At 66.0% G+C, this 20,386-nt stretch carries 16 protein-coding genes; 2 read left to right on the forward strand and 14 right to left on the reverse strand.

Annotated features, from left to right (window positions below):
- Positions 1 to 20 precede the first annotated feature (20 nt).
- From HAP40_RS02605 to HAP40_RS02650, 10 genes are all read right to left on the reverse strand, one after another.
- Positions 21 to 890 (reverse strand): fumarylacetoacetate hydrolase family protein, encoded by an 870-nt coding sequence (locus HAP40_RS02605; RefSeq protein WP_166811057.1) that lies wholly within the window; start codon positions 888 to 890, stop codon positions 21 to 23.
- Positions 891 to 893: 3 nt separating this feature from the next.
- Complete coding sequence (locus HAP40_RS02610) at positions 894 to 1,553, reverse strand: polysaccharide deacetylase family protein (RefSeq protein WP_166811055.1); 660 nt, start codon at positions 1,551 to 1,553, stop codon at positions 894 to 896.
- Positions 1,554 to 1,562: 9 nt separating this feature from the next.
- A complete protein-coding gene (locus HAP40_RS02615) occupies positions 1,563 to 2,384 on the reverse strand; it encodes an ABC transporter permease (RefSeq protein ID WP_166811053.1) in 822 nt (273 codons plus the stop codon).
- Positions 2,385 to 2,392: 8 nt separating this feature from the next.
- Positions 2,393 to 3,199 (reverse strand): ABC transporter ATP-binding protein, encoded by an 807-nt coding sequence (locus tag HAP40_RS02620; protein WP_246741192.1) that lies wholly within the window; start codon positions 3,197 to 3,199, stop codon positions 2,393 to 2,395.
- A complete protein-coding gene (locus tag HAP40_RS02625; RefSeq protein ID WP_166811050.1) occupies positions 3,178 to 3,933 on the reverse strand; it encodes an ABC transporter permease in 756 nt (251 codons plus the stop codon). The genes HAP40_RS02620 and HAP40_RS02625 overlap by 22 nt, the downstream gene beginning before the upstream one ends.
- Positions 3,934 to 3,938: 5 nt before the next feature.
- Positions 3,939 to 4,901 carry an ABC transporter substrate-binding protein gene (locus HAP40_RS02630; protein WP_166811048.1) on the reverse strand — a complete coding sequence of 321 codons (963 nt, stop codon included), beginning with the start codon at positions 4,899 to 4,901 and terminating at the stop codon, positions 3,939 to 3,941.
- Positions 4,902 to 4,952: 51 nt separating this feature from the next.
- Positions 4,953 to 5,660, reverse strand: coding sequence for a GntR family transcriptional regulator (locus tag HAP40_RS02635; protein WP_246558248.1), 708 nt, complete (start codon positions 5,658 to 5,660; stop codon positions 4,953 to 4,955).
- Between the two features lie 162 nt (positions 5,661 to 5,822).
- A complete protein-coding gene (locus HAP40_RS02640) occupies positions 5,823 to 6,689 on the reverse strand; it encodes a hypothetical protein (RefSeq protein WP_166811044.1) in 867 nt (288 codons plus the stop codon).
- A gap of 208 nt (positions 6,690 to 6,897) precedes the next feature.
- Complete coding sequence (locus tag HAP40_RS02645; RefSeq protein ID WP_166811042.1) at positions 6,898 to 9,345, reverse strand: adenylate/guanylate cyclase domain-containing protein; 2,448 nt, start codon at positions 9,343 to 9,345, stop codon at positions 6,898 to 6,900.
- A gap of 187 nt (positions 9,346 to 9,532) precedes the next feature.
- Positions 9,533 to 11,587, reverse strand: coding sequence for an AsmA family protein (locus HAP40_RS02650; RefSeq protein ID WP_166811040.1), 2,055 nt, complete (start codon positions 11,585 to 11,587; stop codon positions 9,533 to 9,535).
- A 234-nt stretch (positions 11,588 to 11,821) separates the two neighbouring features.
- Between HAP40_RS02650 and HAP40_RS02655 the strand changes: the two genes are divergently transcribed.
- Positions 11,822 to 12,496 carry a Crp/Fnr family transcriptional regulator gene (locus tag HAP40_RS02655; RefSeq protein WP_166811038.1) on the forward strand — a complete coding sequence of 225 codons (675 nt, stop codon included), beginning with the start codon at positions 11,822 to 11,824 and terminating at the stop codon, positions 12,494 to 12,496.
- Between the two features lie 99 nt (positions 12,497 to 12,595).
- Here HAP40_RS02655 and HAP40_RS02660 read toward each other — a convergent pair whose 3' ends face one another.
- From HAP40_RS02660 to HAP40_RS02675, 4 genes are all read right to left on the reverse strand, one after another.
- The gene (locus tag HAP40_RS02660; RefSeq protein WP_166811036.1) at positions 12,596 to 15,754 is read right to left on the reverse strand and encodes an efflux RND transporter permease subunit; all 3,159 of its coding nucleotides are present in this window, start codon (positions 15,752 to 15,754) and stop codon (positions 12,596 to 12,598) included.
- Positions 15,754 to 16,683 (reverse strand): efflux RND transporter periplasmic adaptor subunit, encoded by a 930-nt coding sequence (locus HAP40_RS02665; RefSeq protein ID WP_166811034.1) that lies wholly within the window; start codon positions 16,681 to 16,683, stop codon positions 15,754 to 15,756. Before HAP40_RS02665 ends, HAP40_RS02660 begins: the two co-directional genes overlap by 1 nt.
- A gap of 158 nt (positions 16,684 to 16,841) precedes the next feature.
- Complete coding sequence (locus HAP40_RS02670; protein WP_166811032.1) at positions 16,842 to 17,513, reverse strand: OmpA family protein; 672 nt, start codon at positions 17,511 to 17,513, stop codon at positions 16,842 to 16,844.
- A 144-nt stretch (positions 17,514 to 17,657) separates the two neighbouring features.
- Positions 17,658 to 19,190, reverse strand: a complete 1,533-nt coding sequence (locus HAP40_RS02675) for a caspase family protein (protein ID WP_166811030.1) — start codon at positions 19,188 to 19,190, stop codon at positions 17,658 to 17,660.
- Positions 19,191 to 19,570: 380 nt separating this feature from the next.
- Between HAP40_RS02675 and HAP40_RS02680 the strand changes: the two genes are divergently transcribed.
- Positions 19,571 to 20,377 (forward strand): N-acyl homoserine lactonase family protein, encoded by an 807-nt coding sequence (locus tag HAP40_RS02680; RefSeq protein WP_166811028.1) that lies wholly within the window; start codon positions 19,571 to 19,573, stop codon positions 20,375 to 20,377.
- Positions 20,378 to 20,386: the final 9 nt, after the last annotated feature.

A 20,386-nucleotide genomic window follows, 5' to 3' on the forward strand; every position in this document is an offset into this window, starting at 1 on the left:
TTGTCGTTGAGCGCGAAGGGTCAGGCCGCGCGCGTTGCCGCGGCCGATCCCTCGTCCTTGACGGGATTGCGCAGGATGCCGATGCCGGAGATCTCGATTTCGACGACATCGCCGCCCTTCATCCACAGCGGCGGCGTGCGATAGGCGCCGACACCGCCGGTCGTGCCTGTCACGATCACGTCGCCGGGCACGAGCTCGGTGAAGGTCGAGCAATAGGCGATCAGGGCCGGCACGTCGAAGACGAGATCGGAGATCGGCGCCTTCTGCACCTCGACGCCGTTGAGTCGGGTGATCAGCGTCTGCCTGCTGACATCGGTCAGCTCGTCGGTCGTGACCATCCACGGGCCGAAGCCGCCGGTGCCGGCAAAATTCTTGCCCGGCGCGAATTGCGAGGTGTGGCGCTGCCAGTCGCGGATGCTGCCGTCATTGTAGCAGGCATAGCCGGCGACATGGCCGAGCGCAACTTCGCGCGAGATGCGGCGGCCGGCCTTGCCGATGATGACGGCCATCTCGCCCTCATAGTCGAAACGCTCGGATTCCAGCGGCCGGATCATCGGCTGGCCATGGCCGACCTGGCTGTTGGCGAAGCGGGTGAAGATCATCGGATGCGCCGGCGTCGGGTGACCGCTTTCGGCGAGATGCGTGGCGTAGTTGACGCCGATGCAGAATATCTTGTCGGGATCGGGGACCGTCGGCAGCAGGGCGACGTCCTGGAGCGCGTAGTCCGGCTTCTCGCCGGCGAGTTTCTTCAACTCGTCGAGCGAGCTTTTCGCAAGCAGCGCCTTCAGCGTCGGATACGCCTTCAGGCGCCTGCCGGCGTCGATGACACCCTTGTCGGTGACGAGGCCATAGCTCGCCTGGGCGGCGATCGTGAAGCTTGCGACTTTCATCGGTCAGACACTCTCTTCGATGGAGGAAACATAGTCGTCGATCGGAAGCGCGATCTCGCCCTGCCGGATCGGAACGCATGGCGGTGGGAAGTCCTGGCGGAAGCGGGCGCCGGCCGCACCGGCGCGGTCGAGAAAGCGGTCCAGATGCGCCATCGCGCCGGTCGGCAGATCGTGCAGCACCATCAGCGTCCAGGGCTGCCGGCTGCACTGGTCGAGCGCGCGCTCGGTCCAGCCGTCGGGGTCGTCCCAGTCGCGCGGAATGGAATTCCAGAGCACGCAGCTGTGTCTGTTGCGGGTGAGATAATCGACGACCGACGGCTTGAGCAGCCGCTTGTCCAGATTGCCGCCGCCACCGAACGGGCGGAACCAGCGCTGCGGATGCGCGAGATCGCCGATCGCATCCTGCGTGCGGCCGATCTCGGTCTCAGCGGTGCCGCGTCCGGATTGCTCGCCGAGCGGAATGCTGTGCGTAAAGGTGTGGTTGCCGATCCAATGTCCCTCCCGGTGCGCACGCGCCGCAAGGTCGCGCCGTTTCGAGTCGGCAAGCTTCTCGCCGATGACGAAGAAGGTGGTCTTGATCCCGCGCTTGCCGAGACTATCGAGCACGCGCGGCGTCACGTCGGGATCGGGACCGTTGTCGAATGTCAGCGTCAGATCGTACACGCCAATACCTCAGGTCGCCGGCTGCATCGCGCCCGTCGCGACGTCGTCATTGGCCTGGCCGCCGCGGGTGCCGGTCTGCCAGATCGCGGCCTTGCGCTCGATCCACCGGATCACGGCGTTGAAGCCGATCGCGAGGAACAGCACGAGCAGCACGCCTGCAAAGACGTGGGCGCTGTCGAGGATCGTGCGGTAGCGCGAGATCAGATAGCCGATGCCGGCCGAGGAGATCAGCATCTCCGAGACGACGACGCCGACGATCACCAGCGCGCCGCCGACACGCAGGCCGGACAGCACCGTGGGGATCGCCGCAGGGATGATGACGCGGACCAGCCGCTGGCTCAGCGTCGCGCCCATGCTGCGGGCCGCGAGCAGGAGTTGCGGGTCGATGGTCTGGATGCCGGCGGCGGTCGCGAGCATCGTCGGCAAGAAGCCGTAGATCGAGGCGAACGCGATCTTGGATTCCGAGCCGATGCCGAGCCACACCGTGAACACGGGATAGAGGATCACCAGTGGCACCGCGTAGAGGCTCGACACCATCGGCATGATCAGCACGCGCGGGCCGGGCAGGCTGCCGACGATGGCGCCGAGCAGGATGCCGCCGCCGCAGGCGAACGCCATGGAGACAACGACCTCGTAGAGCGTGACCGCAAGCGCATGGCCGTATTCACCCGCGTCGGTCCACCCGGCCATCAGCGTGGACGATAGCGAGGGCAGGAACAGCTCGGCAATCAGACCGGTGCGCGGCAGCAGCTCCCACAACGCGATCAAGCCGATCACGATCAGATATCGCAGCGTCTTTGCACTTATTCTGGCACTCATCCTGGCGCTCATCGTTCGTCTCACGCCGATTTGCGGATATGCCGCCAGATGCGGTCGCGCAGGCTGCCGAAGGTATCGCCGCTGAGCATCTCGTAGGTCCGCGGCCGCGGCAGCTGGACCTGAAGATGGTCCACGATGCGCCCGGGCCGCGCAGACATCACGATCACCTCGTCGGCGAGATAGACGGCTTCGGTGAGGCTGTGCGTGACGAAGACGACCGTCTTGCCGGTCGCTGCCCAGATGCGCAGCAGCTCGTCGCCCATGGTCATGCGCGTCTGCTCGTCGAGCGCCGCGAACGGCTCGTCCATCAGCAGCACCGGCGGATCCTGCACCAGCCCGCGCGCGATCGAGACCCGCTGCTTCATGCCACCCGAGAGTTCATGCGGATGGCGCTTGCCGAAACCGTCGAGCCCGACCAGCTTGAGCGCATCCTGCGCCTTGGCGCGGCGCTCGGCCTTGGGTACGCCGCGCAGCGCCAACGGAAACTCGACATTGTCCTCCGCCGTCAACCAGGGAAACAGGCTCGCCTCCTGGAACACCACGCCGACCCGGTCGGGGTCGGGCTGCAGGATCGGCGCCCCGCTGATGGTAATGGTGCCCGCAGTCTGCTGGCGCAGGCCCGCCATCATCATCAGAAGGGTCGACTTGCCGCAGCCGCTGGGGCCGACCAGCACGACGAAGCGGCCGGGCTTGATCTCCAGCGAGACGTCCTCCAGCGCGACGACGTCCTGCGACCGGGTCTTGAACACCTGGCCGACGTTCTTGACCTCGATCGCGCCGGCGCGCGCGGCGGGCTTCAAAGGGGTCACGTTCGCCAATGGCTGCATCGCGTTTCCACCCATCTGACAAGTTCGTTGAAGGTCATGGCGATCGCGGCGACCATCACGACGCCGGCGAGGAGCTGCTTCATCTGGAAATTTTCGCCCCAGGTCGCGATCTGGTGCCCGATGCCGTCGCGCGAGGCGTACATCTCGGCGAGGATCACGCCGGTGAGGTTGAAGATCATGGAGATCCGCAGCGCTTCGAGCAGCACCGGCAGCATGCTTGGCAGGTAGACCCGGAACGCGGTCTGCATCGGCGTGGCGCCATAGGAGCGCGCCACCGTCAGATGCTCGACCTTGACCGACTCCACCGCCGTCGTGGTCGACATGATCACGATGAATATCGTTGAGAAGAAGCCGAAGCCGACCTTCTGGGCGAAGCCGACGCCGAACACCAGGATGAACATCGGCAGGAAGATCGATTTCGGGATGCTGAAGGCGAAGAACAGCAGCGGCTTGGCGACATCGGCAAAGTAACGGTTCTCCGCGACCAGGAAGCCGATCAACGCGCCGAAGGGCACGGCCAGCGCGAACGCCGTCAGCACCTCGGTCGCGGTGACCATCAGGTCCTTCTGCACGGCCGCGCGCTGAAGCAGGTCGCCGAGCGTCACGAAGGTGTCGGACGCCGACGGCAGCAGGCGCGCATTGACGATGCCGGTGCGCGACAGCACCTCCCACAGCGCCAGGACCGCGACGATGATCGCGATCCGCGCAAGGTTGATGGCGAGCGTGCTCTGCATCGCGACTACTTGGTCGGGACGGGCTTGAACTTGGTCGAGATCACGTCCTCCACCGGCACGATGTCCTTGAGCCCGCCGAGCTTGGCGAGGTCGAGCGACAGCTGCACGGCGGCGCTCACATTGGCCGCCCCCATGTCGCCGCTGGTCTCGAGCTTCATGATCGTGTTGTCGTATTCCAGGCCGGCGATCTCCGGCGGCATTTCGTAGAGCTCGGCGATCAGCTTGACGGTGACGTCGCGGTTGGCGCGCATGAACGCGACCGCGCCGTAGAGGGCGTTGACGGCCTTCTGCACCAGCTGAGGCTTGGCCTCGGCGAATTTGTCGAGCACGATCCAGCCTGCGGTGAGGTTGGGCGGAACCGCGGTCGCGTAGTCGAGGATGGTCTTGGCTTCGCCGGATTTCGAGATCTGGAAGCTCAGCGGCGAATAGACCACGGCGGCCTCGACATTGCCGGCCAAAAGGTTCGGCACAAGGCCGCCGCCGCCGACGGGGACACGCGTGAAGTCGATCTTCTTGTCCTGGATGGTCCACAGCGCAAGCAGGTCCGAGCCCGAGCCGGCCGCGGTGATCGCCACCTTCTTGCCGTTGAGGTCCTTGACGTCGAGCGTGGACTTGGTCGGCACCATCAACTGCCAGCCGAAATTGCCCATTGCGGCGTTGGCGACGATGCGCGACATCACGCCCTTCTTGCGTCCGGCGGACACCAGCGACGGCGGGTCGAGGATGATGTCGGCCGCGCCTGCTGCCATGCCCTCGAAGGTCTCCGCGCCGCTGCGATAGATGGTCAGCTCGGCCTTGATGCCTTCCTTCTCGAACAGCTTTTGGCGCACCGCGGTCTCGGCGATCGTCGTCGGCCAGTAGGTCTTCGTGGGCAGGCCGACGCGGATGGTGTCGGCGGCGCTCGCAGGTCCCGTCAGAATCGCGGCGGCAACGAGCGACATGAACGCATGACGGCGATTGATCTTCATTCTGTTTCCTCCCGGTCTCTTTTTGTTTGTGTGCCGGATTTTTCCGGATCGTCAGGTCGTGCGGCTCACCTCCGCAATGCGCGAGGCGGCGAGCTCGACGAATTCCTTGGTCGTGCCGAAATGCTCTGACAAGGCGCGAACTGCCGCATCCGCATCGCGCTTCATCACGGCAGCGACGATCGCCTCGTGCTCGGCCTCGACGTCGCGCGGCTTGACGCCGGGCTCGCGACGGATCGAGAGACGGCGATATCGCTCGCTTTGCTCGTGCAACACGTCGCGGAAGCCGAGCAGCCATGGCGAGCCGCAGGCATTGACCAGCGCACGATGGAAGATGCGGTGACGGATCACCCATTCCTCGTAATGCACGGTCGGATCATCGGGGTAGTGATAGGGGACGGCTTTCAGCGCCGCCCAGGTCGACTTCACCGAGGCGAGCCAGGCATCATCGCCGCGCTCGATCGAACGTCGCAGCGCGAGCCCCTCGATGTCGATCCGGGTCTGGGTCACGTCGGCGAGATCGGCGAGCGACACCGGGCTGACGCGGAAGCCGCGCTGGTCCGACGCCTGCACGAGACCGTCGGCGACGAGCCGCGACAGCGCCTCGCGGACGGCGGCAAGGCTCACCGAAAACTGCTTGGCGAGGCCGGCGATGTGCAGCTTCTGGCCCGGCATCAGCCGCGCCGCCAGGATGTCGGCGCGCAGCCGCTCATGCAGCGCCGAGGTCAGGCTGCGCGGACCATCGCCGGGGTTTCCGGACATATCGAACTGAAGCGGACCCATCGCGGGATGATTGCAAGACGGCACCCCGGGGTCAATAGATAATCGAAAATCGATTTTCCTGGGTCGCTACACGTCACGGTCGTGCTGGAGGCGCCGGTCCTCGCTACAGGGCTTGGCCGCCTGCGTAGCCAAGAGACGGTGCTAGCTGCACGCCCAGTCGAACTTCATATCCCTGAAGTCGAGCTGCGCGTTGCCGCCGCCGAAATTGTAGCCGCCGAAATATTCCTCGAACTCGATATAGAACGGGCTCATCTCCGGCTCGAGCTGCATCGGCCGCATCGTGCCGCCGAGATGGTTGGGGGCGTGGTCCTTGACCCACTCATGCAGGCGGAAATTGTCGCCGTTCGTCACCCCGCCGACGAAATAGTAATAGGGCTGGTAGCCGGTCGGCGGGTTCTTGCGGGTGTCCTTGTCCTGCGGGCCCTTGCCGGCATTGGGATCAATCGCGCGGGGCGTCAGGGCGATCGCGCGCGTCTCGCGGAGATCGGCGCGCGGCGGAGCGGCGAACATCTTCCTGGCGTAGGGCGCGGCAGCCTCGTGGAAGGCGCTGGCGCCGCCGACATCGAGCCAGCGCGGCCGCTCGGCGGTCGCAAGCGCCAGCGGCGCGGGCGGCGTGGCGAACGCGCCCTCATATTCGGCCCTGGACAGCAGCAGCGACGCATATTCGTAGTCGAGAATGTCGGTCATGCGCGACAGGCGCGGATGCGCGGGGCGCGCCAGCACGGCCTCGCGGATTTCAGGGTCGTCGGGCGCGCCGCCGTCATTGTGATCGGGTGCGGTGGCAAAGAACGACACCGCGACGATGTCCGGGCCATGCACGCGATAATCCTCCGGCAGCAGAAGCGTGAACCCGTGCATCAGCGGATAGCCGCTGACCGGATCGAGCGGCCATTGTTCGCTCGCGATGCCCGGCGGCAGCCCATAGACCCAGCCTTGGTCGCGCGCGCGGTCGACGGGACGATCCAGCATCTGCAAATCATAGGCACGCGAAGGCAAGGCAAACGCCACGGGTCGTCTCCATCCGAGTTCGAGCCTCGCCGTTGAGGCGATGGTTGGTCGCGGGGAGACGGGATGTGGTTCGGGTGGGGAGGTAGGGATGCGAGGGTTTTGCCCGACGTGTCAACGACGCAAGCGCTCGCGGGGGTCCTGCGTAACCCATTGATCCCGCACGCACCGTCTACTGTGCATGGGGTTGTTTTCGCACTTTTTGTTTGGGTTAACCTCGCCGCCTTGCCGCGGAGGCGTCGACCACGTTGTCCACCTCCTCGCGCCAGGACAGGATCTCCATCGCAAGCACGGGGTGATTGAAGCCCTTGAGCTGGAGATCGTCGAGGGCGCGGGCCTCGACCCACGGCTCGACCATGCCGTAGACGCGGCGGCTGACCACGACCTGGCCGGCCTTGGCCTCGCCGCAGAGGCGGGAGGCGAGGTTGGTGACGCTGCCGATCGCGGCATATTCCAGCCGCTGCTCGAAGCCGACCTGGCCGAGCGTGGCATAGCCGAGCGCGATGCCGATGCCGAAGCCGAGGCTGTGGCCGCGATTGCGCCAGCGCTCGGTCAGCGGGCCGATGGTGTCGCGCATCTCCATCGCCATCTTCACGGCGCGCTTGGTGTGGTCCTCGAACTGGATCGGCGCGTTGAACAGCACCATCACGCCGTCGCCGGCATATTTGTCGAGTGTGCCCTCGTATTTGAAGATCAGCTTGCCGAGCGCGGCGTGATATTCGCGCAGCACATTCATCGCCTCTTCCGGCTCGGTTGCTTCCGTGAACGCAGTGAAGCCGCGCAAATCGCAGAACACCACGGTCACCTCGCGGCGCTGGCTGGTGAGCAGCCCTTCGGGGCTGTCGGAGGAGGCGATCAGCTGCGCCACCTGCGGTGCCAGGAAACGCTCGAGCTTGCGAATGCGCTCGATCTCGCCGAGCTGGGTCTTGACCCGCGCCTCCAGCGACTTGTTCCAGTCCTTGAGCTGCTCGGTCTGCTGCTTGAGCTTGTCGGCCTGGGCGCGCACGGTCTCGTTCGCGGCCGCCAGCTCGCGGCCCTTGTGATCGACCTCGGTGAACAGCCGCGCATTGCGCATCGCCAGCACCGCCTGGTTGGCGAAGGTGCGCATCAGGCCGATGATGCTGGGGGCGAACGCGCCGCTGGCACGGCGCAACACCACCAGCGAGCCCAGCGTGCCCTGCTGATCGACCAGCGGCACCACCAGCACCGAGTGGAAACCGGCATTGATCGCGACGTCGCGCAGCGGCTGCTCGGCGGCTTCGTCGAGATCGGCCAGCGCGATCGGCGCGCCGCTGACCGCGGCATCGCTGAGGATGTTCGCCCCTTCCTCGATGGTGACATGCGCACCCTCGGCCGATCTGTCGATGCCGCCCGCCTCGACCAGGTTGAAGCGGCGCTCTGTGGCGTCGTAGCCGTAGATCAGCACGGCATCGGCATGGGTGATCTCGATGGCGCGGGCCGCGATCGTCGGCAGCACGGCGTTGAGATCGAGCGAGGAGGCGACCGCACGGCCGACCTCTTCCAGCACCTTGAGCTCGTGGTTCGACTGCGCGAGATCGCGGGTGCGCTCGTCGACCTTGGTCTCCAGGTTCGAATAGGTCTCCTGGATCTGATCGGCCATGCGGTTGAACTGGCCGGCGAGGTCCTCCAGCTCGTCCGAGGTGTGCACGTCGATGCGGTGGCTGAAATCGCCCTCGCCGAGCTTGTGGGCGCCGTCGCGCAGCGCCGTGATCGGGATGATCATGCGGCGGGCGAGCAGGGTGCCGGCGAGGATCGCGACCATCAGGCCCATGCCGATGAGCAGCGCGATGCGCACCAGCTGGTCGCGGATCGGCATCAGGGCCTGGGTGGTCGGCTGCTCGAACAGCACGCTCCAGCCGAGCTTCGGCACCGTGCTCGCGGCGCTCATCACCGAATGGCCGTTGAAGTCGGTGCCCGACGTGGCGGGCTCGCCGCCGGGCGCGATCGCGGCCGCGACCTGCGGCAGCTTCGACAGGTCCTTGCCGACGTCGGGCCCTCTCGAGGACGTCGCCAGCACGCGGCCGCGCGGATCGACCACATAGGCAAAGGCCGCCTTGCCGACCTGGGCATCCGACAGCAGCTCCGAGAGGAAGCTGAGATCGATCTCGGCGACCGTGACGCCGGCGTTGAAGCCGGAATGCGCCACCGAGATCGACATGTACGGCGTCCGGTCCGCGAACCAGGCCGGCGCGTAGCTGACGCCGCGGGCGACTGTCTCGGTGAAGCGCATGTCGCGGGAGAGGTCGGCATTGCTGCCGGTCGTGGTCGACTGCCGCGAGACGCGCAGCACCTCGCGGCCCTCGCCGTTGAGCTGGAACAGCTGGTTGACGACGGAGACCTGGTGCAGCAGCGACGCATAGTCGGCGCGGCGCTTCTCGAGCGTGTCCTGGCTCGCCCGGGTCACCCAGCTGATCTGGCGCTCGAGCTCCGAGATCGACTGCTCGATCCGCCGGGCGGCGCCTTGCGCCCGGTCCTCCAGCCCATCGGTCAGCTGCGTCCGGGTGGCGCGATAGGAGATCCAGGTCTCCATCGCGCCGTTGACAGCGAGCACGAACACGACGAGGCCGACGAGGGAGACGACGTATTTGGCGAACAGGCCCTCGCGCAGAAACCGTGTCTTGTCGTTCGCTCCTGCCATCCCGATCCTCTCGCGCCGCCACTGACGCTGCGCGCTACGGGCCGTACGGCCCTTTCGAGCCTTCTACCACAGTTTGGGCCGGGGGATTGTCAAGGGGCGGGCCGGGCCAGCGTTGTGGTTACCCGCCGTGGGCGCCGGGGCGGCCGAAAAAAGAGCAGGCGGAGAAGCGGCGAATTTGGTTCGCCGATCACCGATTGAAGAGCTGCCGCAGCACGTCGTTCATTGGCTGACTGTCTTGCTGCGTCACCGATGCGTCGTCCTGAGCCGGGGGCGCCGGGGAGGCCTGTGGGGCCGGCGTGGATGGTGTTGCCGGCAGGCTGCGGCTGCGGCCGGTGCCAGCACCGGCGCCTGGCCCCGCGCCGCTTGACAGGCCCTGCTGGAGCAGATTGCCGATGGCCTCGCCCAACGGGCCGCCGAGCAAATTGTTCTGTCCCGGCTGTTGACCTTGCGGATTGGCATTGCCCGCCGCGTTGCCGCCCGGTGCGGTGCCACCGAGACCGAGGTTGCCCAGGATATTGCCGAGCCCGGCGCCGTCAGGACCGAACAGGCCCTTGCCCATCTCGCGCAGCTTGGCATAGGCGGCATCCGGATTGTCCAGCATGCCCGCCATATCGGGATAGATCCGCGGTTGCGACCAAGTGCCCTGGATCATCACGGGAATGCCGAAACCGACCGGATCGGAGGTGCGGCCCTGGCCTTCCGTCGTCATCACGAGCTTCGGCTCGACACGAAAGCCCATCATCTTGGTGTCGAGGGCGATGGTGCCGGCGCCGGTGACCCGCACCAGCGGCCCGATCAGATTGAGATCGGTCGTCACCGCCTGACCCTTGTCGATGCGGAAGGAGGCCGAGAGCTGCGACAGGTCCGTGCTCTGCTCCTGGCTCGCGTTCTGGTTTTCCTGCCAGCCCGACAGCGTGCTCGTGGTCAGCGAGCGGATCATCTGCGCGACATTGATGCCGCGGATCGCGCCGTCCTGGAAATTGACGAAGGCCGTGCCCTGCATGTTCGCCATCAGCGCGCGCTGGCTGGTGCCGGCGCTGCGCAAGGCGAGCTTGGCCTGCAGCTTGCCGTCGATATGGTCGAACTGGGCGAGACCCTGGAGCAGCGGCAGTGCCCGCACGCCGACGAGGTCGGAATGCATGGCAAAGCTCGGCGCGCCGGTGGTCGCGTCCAGGATCACCTCGCCCGAGACCTGGCCGCCATAGGCGCCGAGATTGGCCGTGCCGGCCTTCAGCACGCCTCCGGCGAGCTTGGCATCGAGCGCGAGTGGCGCGATGCGCGCATCGCCGATCACGGCCTCGTTCGCCGAGATCCTCACCTGCGCGTCGACATAATTGAGCCCGGACACGTCGATCGGCGCATTGCTCCAGGGCTGGCCGGCCGTACCCTGCGGCGATTTCGCCAGCGGAATCGCGAGCCGCTGGAAGTCGAGATCGACCTTGACCAGAGGCTTGCTTGCGATGTCGACCGACGCCCAGCCGTTGAACGTTCCGTCGCCGAGCCTGCCGTTCACGCCGTTGATCATCACGACATCGCCGTTCATCCGCATCTCGGCATGCCCTGCGAGCTGGGACTTCAGCACGCTGGGCATGTCGATGGCGAAATCGACCGGAATCGCCTGCCGCTCGCCCGGCGCCGCCGGTGTGGTCGCCTTGACGTCGAACTTGGTCGGGTGCTCGCCGACGCGCGCAGTGCCGGTGATGTCGAGCTTGCGGTCGCGGCCGACGAGGGCATCGGCATTGATGGCGCTGATGCGGCCCTCGACGCGATCGCGCACCCGCGCGAAGGCAACCTCGCCGTCGATGATCCTGATCTGGCCGATGGTCGCGCCGCCCGTGTCGAGCGTGAGCGGCCTGGACGAGCTGCCGGCATTCGGCAGGCGCTCACGCAGCAGCGGCTGGTAGAGCACGGGATGGGTGACGACGAGCTCGCTGATGTTGGGGCGGCCCGACCACACGCTGGAGAGCGACATGTCCGCCTGCACGCTGTCGATCGTCAGGCGCGTGATGCCGTTGCGGTCCTTCGGGTCCTGCAGCGTGAGGTCGTTCAGGGTGACGTTCAGCGTCGGCCACAGGCTGATCTTGGTGGTGCCGTCGATCGACAGGCGATAGCCGGTCGCGCTCTCCACCCGCGCGGCAATCGTCGCGGTCAGAAAGCCGGAGGGGATCCCGACCACCAGCAGGATTGCGATCACGACGATGACGACGGCCAGTGCCGCGCCGACGAACTTCAGTGCTCTCATCTCGACTTCCCAACGACGGACAATGGGCGGCGAACCGGCAGATCACCCGTCTGTTGCACATGAGTTTATCCCGGGACGGGAAGCGGCTCCAAGGGCGCAAAAATAGTTGGGGGGTGCTGCAAAGTTATGTGACTTATGACACACTTCTCCGGCGTGGTTTTACGCGATCCTGACGTTGATGGTTCCAAGCGATTTGCCAAGGACATTTACGCCCAAATTGACGAGGACATTGAAATGAGCAAGCAGGCCGAATTTGCGGTCATCCTGAAGATGAACGCGATGTTCGCGGATCTCGGCGCGGACGAGCTCCAGCGGTTGTCCAATCTCTGCCACACCCAGCATCTGGCCAATGGCGAGCTGCTGTTCCAGAAAGGCGATCCCGGCAACGCGCTGTTCGGCGTGCGCCGTGGCCAGGTCCGGATCGAGACCGGCGCCTCCGACGGCAGCCGGCTGACGCTGAATTTCATGGGTCCGGGCGACCTGTTCGGCGAGGTTGCGGTCCTGGACGGCCAGAGCCGCACCGCGGATGCGACCGCGGGCGAGACCAGCGAGTTGTTCGTGCTGCGGCGCGAGGATTTCCTCGGCTTCCTCGAGCGCGAGCCGAAAGTCGCGATCAAGATCATCGCGCTGCTGTGCCAGCGCATCCGCTGGCAGAGCGAGCGCATGGAAGAGTCCATGCTGCAGCCGCTGCCGGTGCGGCTGGCGCGGCGGCTCTGCGCACTCGCCGCCGATTTCGGCTCCGAGGTGCACATCTCGCAGGAGCAGCTCGGCGTCTTCGTCGGCGCCGCCCGCGAAAGCGTCAACCGCCAGCTTCAGGCCTGGCGCAAGGAGGCGATTCTGGATCTCCAGCGCGGCCGCATTCTCTTGCGGAACATGACCAAGCTGACGGCGATCGCGCGGAACGAGTAGGAAGGCGGTTAGGCCGCTTCCGGCACGTGGTGCAAGGGCAGCAGCTCTGATCGCAAACACGACGCGACGGCGTGGTTTCGTCCGTCGGGCGTTGGCATCCTACTCCGCCGCGGGGCGCGCGACGTTCGTCGGCGCCGGTGCGGCGTCCGCCGGAGTCGCGCCCGCCGCTGCGTGATGACCGCCAAGTTCGGAATCTTCGCTGTGCACGATCAGCCGCTTGGCGAACCGCCAGATCAGGGCGCCAAAATCGTCCATCACCATGAACATCGCGGGCACGAACACCAGCGACAGGATGGTCGAGAAGATCAGGCCGCCGATCACCGCGAGGGCCATCGGCGAGCGGAATTCGCCGCCGGCGCCAACCGCGAGCGCGCTCGGCATCATGCCCGCGGCCATCGCGATCGTGGTCATCACGATCGGGCGGGCGCGTTTCATGCCGGCGTCGATCATCGCTTCCTCGCGCGGCTTGCCGGCCTTGATGGCCTCGATGGCGAACTCCACCAGCATGATCGCGTTCTTGGTGACGATGCCCATCAGCATCAGGATGCCGATCCACACCGGCGTCGTGAGCTGCTTGCCGGTGACGAGCAGGGCGGCGATCGCGCCGCCGATCGAGAGCGGCAGCGAGAACAGGATGGTGATGGGCTGGAGGAAGGTGCCGAACAACAGCACCAGCACGGCGTAGACCATCATCAGGCCCGCCGTGATCGCGGTGGCGAAGCCGTCGGACAGCTCGTTGAGGCTTTCGGCGTCGCCGGAGGGCGAGACCTTCACGCCCTTCGGCCGGCTCTTCATCACCGGCAAGTCGTAGATCTTCTTGGTCGCGTCGCCGAGCGCGGCAGAACCGACGAGGTCTGCCGCGACGGTCGCCTGCCGTTCGCGATCGTAGCGGTTGATGCTGGTCGGACCCTGGTCGAGCTTGACGTCGGCGATGACCGAGAGCGGCACGCCGCCCTTCTCGCCGCGCTCGCCGAGCGGCACGCGCAACTGCTCGAGGGTCTTGAGGTTGCCGCGTGCGGCATCCTCGAGCTGCACGCGGATCGGCACCAGGCGGTCGCCGACGTCGAACTTGGCGAGCGCGGGGCCGACGTCGCCGATGGTGGCGACGCGGATGGTCTGCGACAGGCTTTCGGTCGAGACCCCGAGCCGTGCGGCGAGATCGGCGCGCGGCTGGACGCGCAGCTCGGGCCGCTCCAGCGTGGTTTCCGAGATCACGTTGGAGATGGTTGGAATCCGCTTCATCTGCGTCGCGAGCTCGCTCGCGAAATTGTTGACGATGTTGGCGTCGACGCCGGTCACCACCAGCGAGATCGCGCGCAGGCCGTTCTCGTCGAGGAACCAGAAGCGGATATCGGGAATGTTCTCCAGTTCCTGGCTGATCGAGGATTCTAGCTCGCGCTGGGTGATGTCGCGGTCGTCCTTGGGCGTGTAGTTGATGATCAGAGATGCGCGCCGGACTTCCTGGGTGCCCGGTGGAACGCGCCCGCCGTCGACGAAGATGCTCTTCACCTCGGGCCGTTTGCGCAGGCGCGCGACGATGTCCTCGGTGACCTTTTCGGTGTAGGCGAGCTGAGTGCCAGGCGGCAGCTCGAGGGCGAGCAGCGAGCGGGCGCTGTCCTGTGCCGGCAGGAAGCCCTGCGGCAGCAGCGTGATGCTCCAGATCGAGGCGGCGAAGACGCCGAGGCCGATCAGCACCGTGATGAAATGATGCTTCACCGACCAGGCCACGATGCCATGGTAGGCCCGCAACACGCGGCCGGGCGGCGGCTCCTCATGCGCATGGTGTTTGAGGAAGTAGGCGGCCAGCACCGGCGTGACGAATCGCGCCGCGAGCAGCGAGAAGAACACCTGCACCGAAACGGTGATGCCGAACTGCTTGAAGAACTGTCCGGCGATGCCCGACATGAAGCTCGCGGGCGCGAAGATCGCGATGATCGTTAGCGAGATCGCGATCACCGCGAGGCCGATCTCGTCGGCGGCTTCGAGGGCGGCGCGATAGGGCGACTTGCCCATGTTCATGTGCCGTACGATGTTCTCGATCTCGACGATGGCGTCGTCGACGAGGATGCCCGTCGACAGCGTGATGGCGAGGAAGCTGACGAGATTCAGCGAGAAGCCGAGCAGGTCCATCGCCCAGAATGCCGGGAAGATCGACAGCGGCAGCGAGATCGCGGCGATGATGGTGGCGCGCAGGTCACGCAGGAACAATAGCACGATGACGACGGCGAGGATGGCGCCTTCGAACAGGGTCGAGATCGCGGCGTGGTAATTGCCGTTGGTGTATTCGACCGAGGTGTCGATCACCTTCAGGTCGACGTCGGGATAGGCGGCCTTGAGCGCGTCGATGCGCTTCTGCACGGCCTCGGCCACTTTCACGTCGCTGGCGCCCTTGGAGCGCTTGATGCCGAGCGCGACGATGGGCTCGCCGTTGAAGCGGGCGAAGGTGCGGCGGTCGGCGATGGTGTCGGTGACGGTGCCGAGATCGTCGAGTCGGACCTCGCCGCCGCCGAACAGCGGGATCATCGTGCCTGCGAGGTCGCCCAGCGTCTTGGCGCCCGCGAGCGTGCGGATCGCCTGGTCGTTCTTGCCGATCTCGGCGCGGCCGCCGGCGACGTCGACATTGGTGCCGCGCAGGCTCTGGCTGACATTGACGGCGGTCAGGCCCATGGCCTGCAAACGGTCCGGGTCGAGCGAGACCAGGATCTCGCGCTCGACACCGCCGATGCGCTCGACCTGGGCGACGCCGCGGACGCCTTGCAGCGCGCGCTTGACCACGTCGTCGACGAAATAGGAGAGCTGCTCCGGCGTCTTGCCGGGCGAGATCGCGGCATAGGTGACGATCGGCAGGCCGATCACGTCGACGCGCTGGATCAGCGGCTCGGTGACATTCTGCGGCAGGTTGGAGCGCACGCGCGTCACCGCGTCCTTGACGTCGTTGAGGGCGCGGTCGGTGTTGGTCTCCAGCGCGAACTGGATCGTGGTGACCGAGACGCCGTCGGTGATCGAGGAGGTGATGTGCCGCACGCCCTCGACGCCGGAGACCGCGTCTTCGACCGTCTTGGTGACCTGCGATTCGAGTTCGGCGGGCGCCGCGCCGAATTGCGAGACCACGACCGAGATCACGGGAATGTCGGCCGACGGCAGCCGCGTCACGGCGAGCTTGGTGAAGGAGACCCAGCCGAGAACCAGCAGGATGATCGAGAAGACGACCGACGGCAGTGGATTACGGATCGACCATGCCGAGATATTGAGAGCCATCAGCGTACCCGCGTGCGATCGAGTTCATCGGCGAACATGGTTTTGATCTGGTCGCCGTCATGGAGCGAAGAGCCGGCATCGGCGACGACGATCTCGCCGACCTCGAGCCCTTCCAGGATTTCCGTGGCACTGTCGGACGACAGTCCGACCCGCACCTTGCGCGTCTCGACGATATTGCCTTTGACGACCTGCACGGTGAGATGGTCGATCGCCGTCTTCGGGATCGAGACGCCGCAGCTGCGCTTGGCGTCGATCGAGGCGCGGGCGAACACGCCGACTTTCAGCGAGGGATTGTTGGTGACGCTGATGCGGACCCGTCCGAGCTGGGTCGTGCGGTCGATTTCGGGCGCGACCAGCCGGACCCGGCCGATCAGATCTGGTGCGTCGTCGCGGCTGATGCGCACGGTCGCGCCGGAGCTCAGTTTGGTCATGTGCACCGCAGGAACCTGCGCGTCGAGCTCGATCTCGTTGTTGACGGCGATGCGGAACATCGGACCGGCCTGCGGCGAGGCAGGCGCGCCGACGATGGTGCGAACCTCGGTGATCAGCCCCGGAGCGGGCGCCTTCAACGAAATCGGGCCTTGCGGGCCGGGGCGTTGCGGCTGGCCCGGGATTTGCGGCGGCGCGGTCAGGCGCGCCAGTTCCTGGTTGTCGGTGACGACGGTGCCCTCGGTGACGAAGAGGTCGGTGACCCTGGATCCCTCCTGGTCGGCGATGACCACCGCTTCGCGGCGCGGCACGAAGAAGCCGGTGACCCGCACGAGGTCGGAGAAGCAGGCATTGGTCGACTTCGTCACGATGACGAGCGCCTCGCCCGGCGTTTCCTTCTTCTCGGGGCGATGCCGATGCTCGAACAGGTAATAGCCTACGCCGAGTGCAACGACGAACACCACGGTTCCGGCAGGCTTGAGATATTCGGTGAAATTCATCGCCGGATCATCCTGGCCTGGCTCACGGCCATCCGCGCGAGGCCCCTCGAGAGCGTTTGTCTGAAATAAAGCGGCGTCCCGCAAGGCCGCGGGACGCGCTTTGGAAGCGAGACCTTACACCGCATCACGACTCGTCACTGCAGAGGATTGCGTCGTGCTTACTTCGATGCGGTGGTCTTGTTTTCCATGTTGACGACCTGCACGCGGCGGTTGGCCTCGGCCAGCGGCTGGCTCGGGTTCTTCAGCTTGCTCTTGCCGTAGCCGACGGTGACGAGATCGGTCGCCGAGATGCTGTACTTCTCGACGAGGTAGCGCTTGATCGAATCCGCGCGGCGCTCGGACAGGTCCTGGTTGTAGGCTTCGCCGCCGGCAGCGTCGGTGTGACCGGCGACCACGAAGGTCGAGCCCTTCAGGTCCGGGCTGGTCAGCGCGCGGCCGAGCGCCTGCACGGATGGCATCGACTTGGCGCTGATATTGGCGGAGTTGTAGTCGAACGTGATCTCAAGATCGATGTTCGGCTTGTCCTTGGCCGCCAAGGCGATTTCCTCGCGCTCGGTCGACGAAAGCGAGCGCGTCGAGCGGCCGCGCACCGACTGGATCAGCTTGGTCTCGGTCGCGCTCGGCGCCGGATCGGCCGGCGGGGCGATCGAGAGACCGCGGGTCAGGGGCTTCTTCGCGGGCGGGGCGAGCGCGCGGAGGATCTCGTCCTCGGTGACGTTCTTGCTGTTGCTTTCTTCGCCTGCAAAGGCGGACGGGGCCGGCAGCGACAGAGCGGCGCTGATGGTGATGATGGACAGGATCGCGGTCAGTCCCCTTGCAGCCAATCTCATAGCCAGTCCCTCTCCTGCGCAGCCAGCTCTATGTTCCAAAATTCCTGCAAGCGGCCCTCGAGAAAGCCCGCTTGCAGCATCCGCCCATTAGTCTTCCCTGGGCTGTTCAAGGTTCGAGGCACCGCTGCCTCGACCGAAAAAATATCAACGTACTCCGTAGCTTGCGAATTCCTGAACGATGTTCGGATCCATCGCCTTGGCATTGGCAATGTCCAGCGCCCCCTCCTGGGCGGAACCGTTGCGCTGCTTGGCGAGGCCGCGTCCGTAGAGCGAGGAGGTCAGGCGCGGATTGATCTTCAAGGCCGCGTCGAAATCGGCGATGGCGTTCTTGACCGCGCCCGATTTCAGATTGACGAGCCCGCGGCTGTCCAGCGCATCGACGAAGTTCGGCCGCAGCCGCAGCGCCTCGTTGCAATCCTTGAGCGCGGCCTGGAGATCGCCGACCACGGTGCGGGTCCAGCACCGGTTGTTCAGCGCCTCGACGTCCTTCGAATTGATCCGGAGCGTATCGTCGAAATCCTTGATGGCGAGGTTGTAGGCGCCCTTGCTGGCATAGACCTGGCCGCGCCGGTACAGCGCGTTCACGTCATCAGGATTGGCGGCGATCTTGGCCGTCAGGCCCTTGATCGTGGGGTCGTCAGCCAGCACGGCGGGGTTCGGGCCGCTGTCCGCGCTCGGCGCCGGATCAGCCGGCTTCGCGGGGGGCGGCGGAGGCGGCAGGGCAGCCTCGACCTGCGGCTTCGGCGAGGGGGCCGGTGCGGGTGGCGGCGGCGAAGGAGGAGGTGCAGGCGCCGCAGCCGTGTCGGCCGGCTTCGGCGGCGGAGGCGGTGCCTGCGGGGCGGGTGGTGCCGGCGGCGGGGTGTTGGCAACCACGGCCGGCGCGGCGGGCGGCGGCGGCGGCGGTGTTGACGGACGCGATCCGCCGGCCCCCGGGATGAACGAGAAATCTTCGGCCAATGAAGAGGATATCCAAGGCACCTGCTCGCCGCGCGAGGCGCGGGTGACGCCCATCTTGGTGCGGTTCAGCGTCTCCTCGGCCATCAGGTCGGGAACGCGGATTTCCTTCAACAATTCCTGGACGAACAGGCTGTGCTCGCCGCCGGCGTCCGAGACCACCGAGGCCAGCGCCGCCGAATACATCACCAGGGTGCCGTTCGGCGCGATGACCGGCGTGAGGCCGGCGGAGAAGCTGCGGAACCGGCGCTCGAACGGGTTGCGCCTGGAGGCGTCGATCAACGCGATCTTGACGCCGGCGCCGCGGGTGTTGAGCTCGCCGAGCACGGTCTCCAGGCTGAAACCGTCGCGGCGCACGTCGGATTCGGTCCAGATCTGCGCATCGATCGGCAGCATATAGCTCTGACGGGCGGACTGGATGCCGAAACCGCTGAAGAACACCAGCGCCACCGCACCCGGCTTGATCTTGCCGTAGAGCTTGTCGAAGGCGCGGCGCATGCCGTCGCCGGTCAGGTTCTCGCCGATCTCGACGGAAAAGCCGTCGCGCTTGAGCTCGTCGGCGACGTCGCGTGCATCGTTGATCGGTTCCTTCAGCGGGGCGTCCGCATCCGGATATTTGGCGTTGCCGATGACCAGCGCAAAGCGGTCGCCAGCCGCAAGCGATGGAGCAGTCGGAACAAGCGAGATGAGCAAGGGCAGCAGAAAAAGGAAGCGAATTTTCATAATCAGCGCGGTCCAGCCAAAAAGGCGCCGTTCCCAGCTTGCGCCGCGGCGACCTTAACTTACGCTCCATTCATTATCAAACCGGGGACGGGGGGCGTCAACCGCTTGGAGATTCGACTTTATCGCGACGACCGACCGCGCGGCAGGGGCACGTTGCGATTGGACTGAAGAGGCTATCATGGTTGTGCTCGATGCGACCTGCTCGATCCTGTCGGTGGGATGTTAGGGCCGCCGGGGCGCGGAAAATGTGATTGGTCTCACATTGCAGGACTGCGCTCGTCGCAACCTCCGGTGTTTGACCTTTGCGCCGGACAATGGCTTGGTGCGCCGGCTCGTCCCCGCAGGTCCACTCAGAAAAAAGCAAAGCAAAGAGCAGAGTTATGGGAAACGTCTACGAGATCTACGCGCTGCGCTATGCGACAATGTCGCCGCGCACCCCCCACATGAACTTCCTCCTGCCCGACCCGCATGATAGCGCGGCGCAGGATCTCGATTATTTCGTCTGGCTGATCCGAGGGCACGGCCGCGACATTTTGGTCGACACCGGCTTCAACGCCGAGGAAGCGAGCGCGCGGGCGCGCAAGCTGACGCTCAATCCGGTCGATGCGCTGGAGCGCTTCGGCGTCGCCGCGTCCGCGATTCGCGACGTCATCGTGACGCATCTGCATTACGACCATGCCGGAAATCTGGATCGCTTCCCGCAAGCGCGCTTTCATCTCCAGGAGCGCGAGATGGCCTATGCGACCGGCCGCTGCATGTGCAACGGCCTGTTGCGCCATCCGTTCTCGGTCGAGCACGTCACGCTGATGGTGCGCCACGTCTACGGCGAGCGCGTCACCTTTTATTCCGGCGATGGCGAGGTCGCACCCGGCGTCACCGTGCATCGCGTCGGCGGCCATTCCGACGGCTTGCAGGTTGTCAGGGTCGAGACCGCGCGCGGGCCCGTGGTGCTGGCCTCCGATGCCGCGCATTACTACGCCAATCTCCAGCGCAAGAGCCCGTTCCCGATCGTCTACAATGTCGGCGACATGGCGCAGGGTTGGGACACGATCGAGCGCCTCGCCGGTCACCCGGACCGGTTCATTCCCGGGCATGATCCGATCGTGACGGAGATCTATCCGCGCGCCAGCGACAAGGTCGACGCCTGGGCGCTGCATCTGCCGCCGTCGCGATCGTTTGCAAAGTGACGGGCGGCG

Origin of the sequence: Bradyrhizobium sp. 1(2017) (assembly GCF_011602485.2) — a bacterium.
Classification (GTDB): domain Bacteria; phylum Pseudomonadota; class Alphaproteobacteria; order Rhizobiales; family Xanthobacteraceae; genus Bradyrhizobium.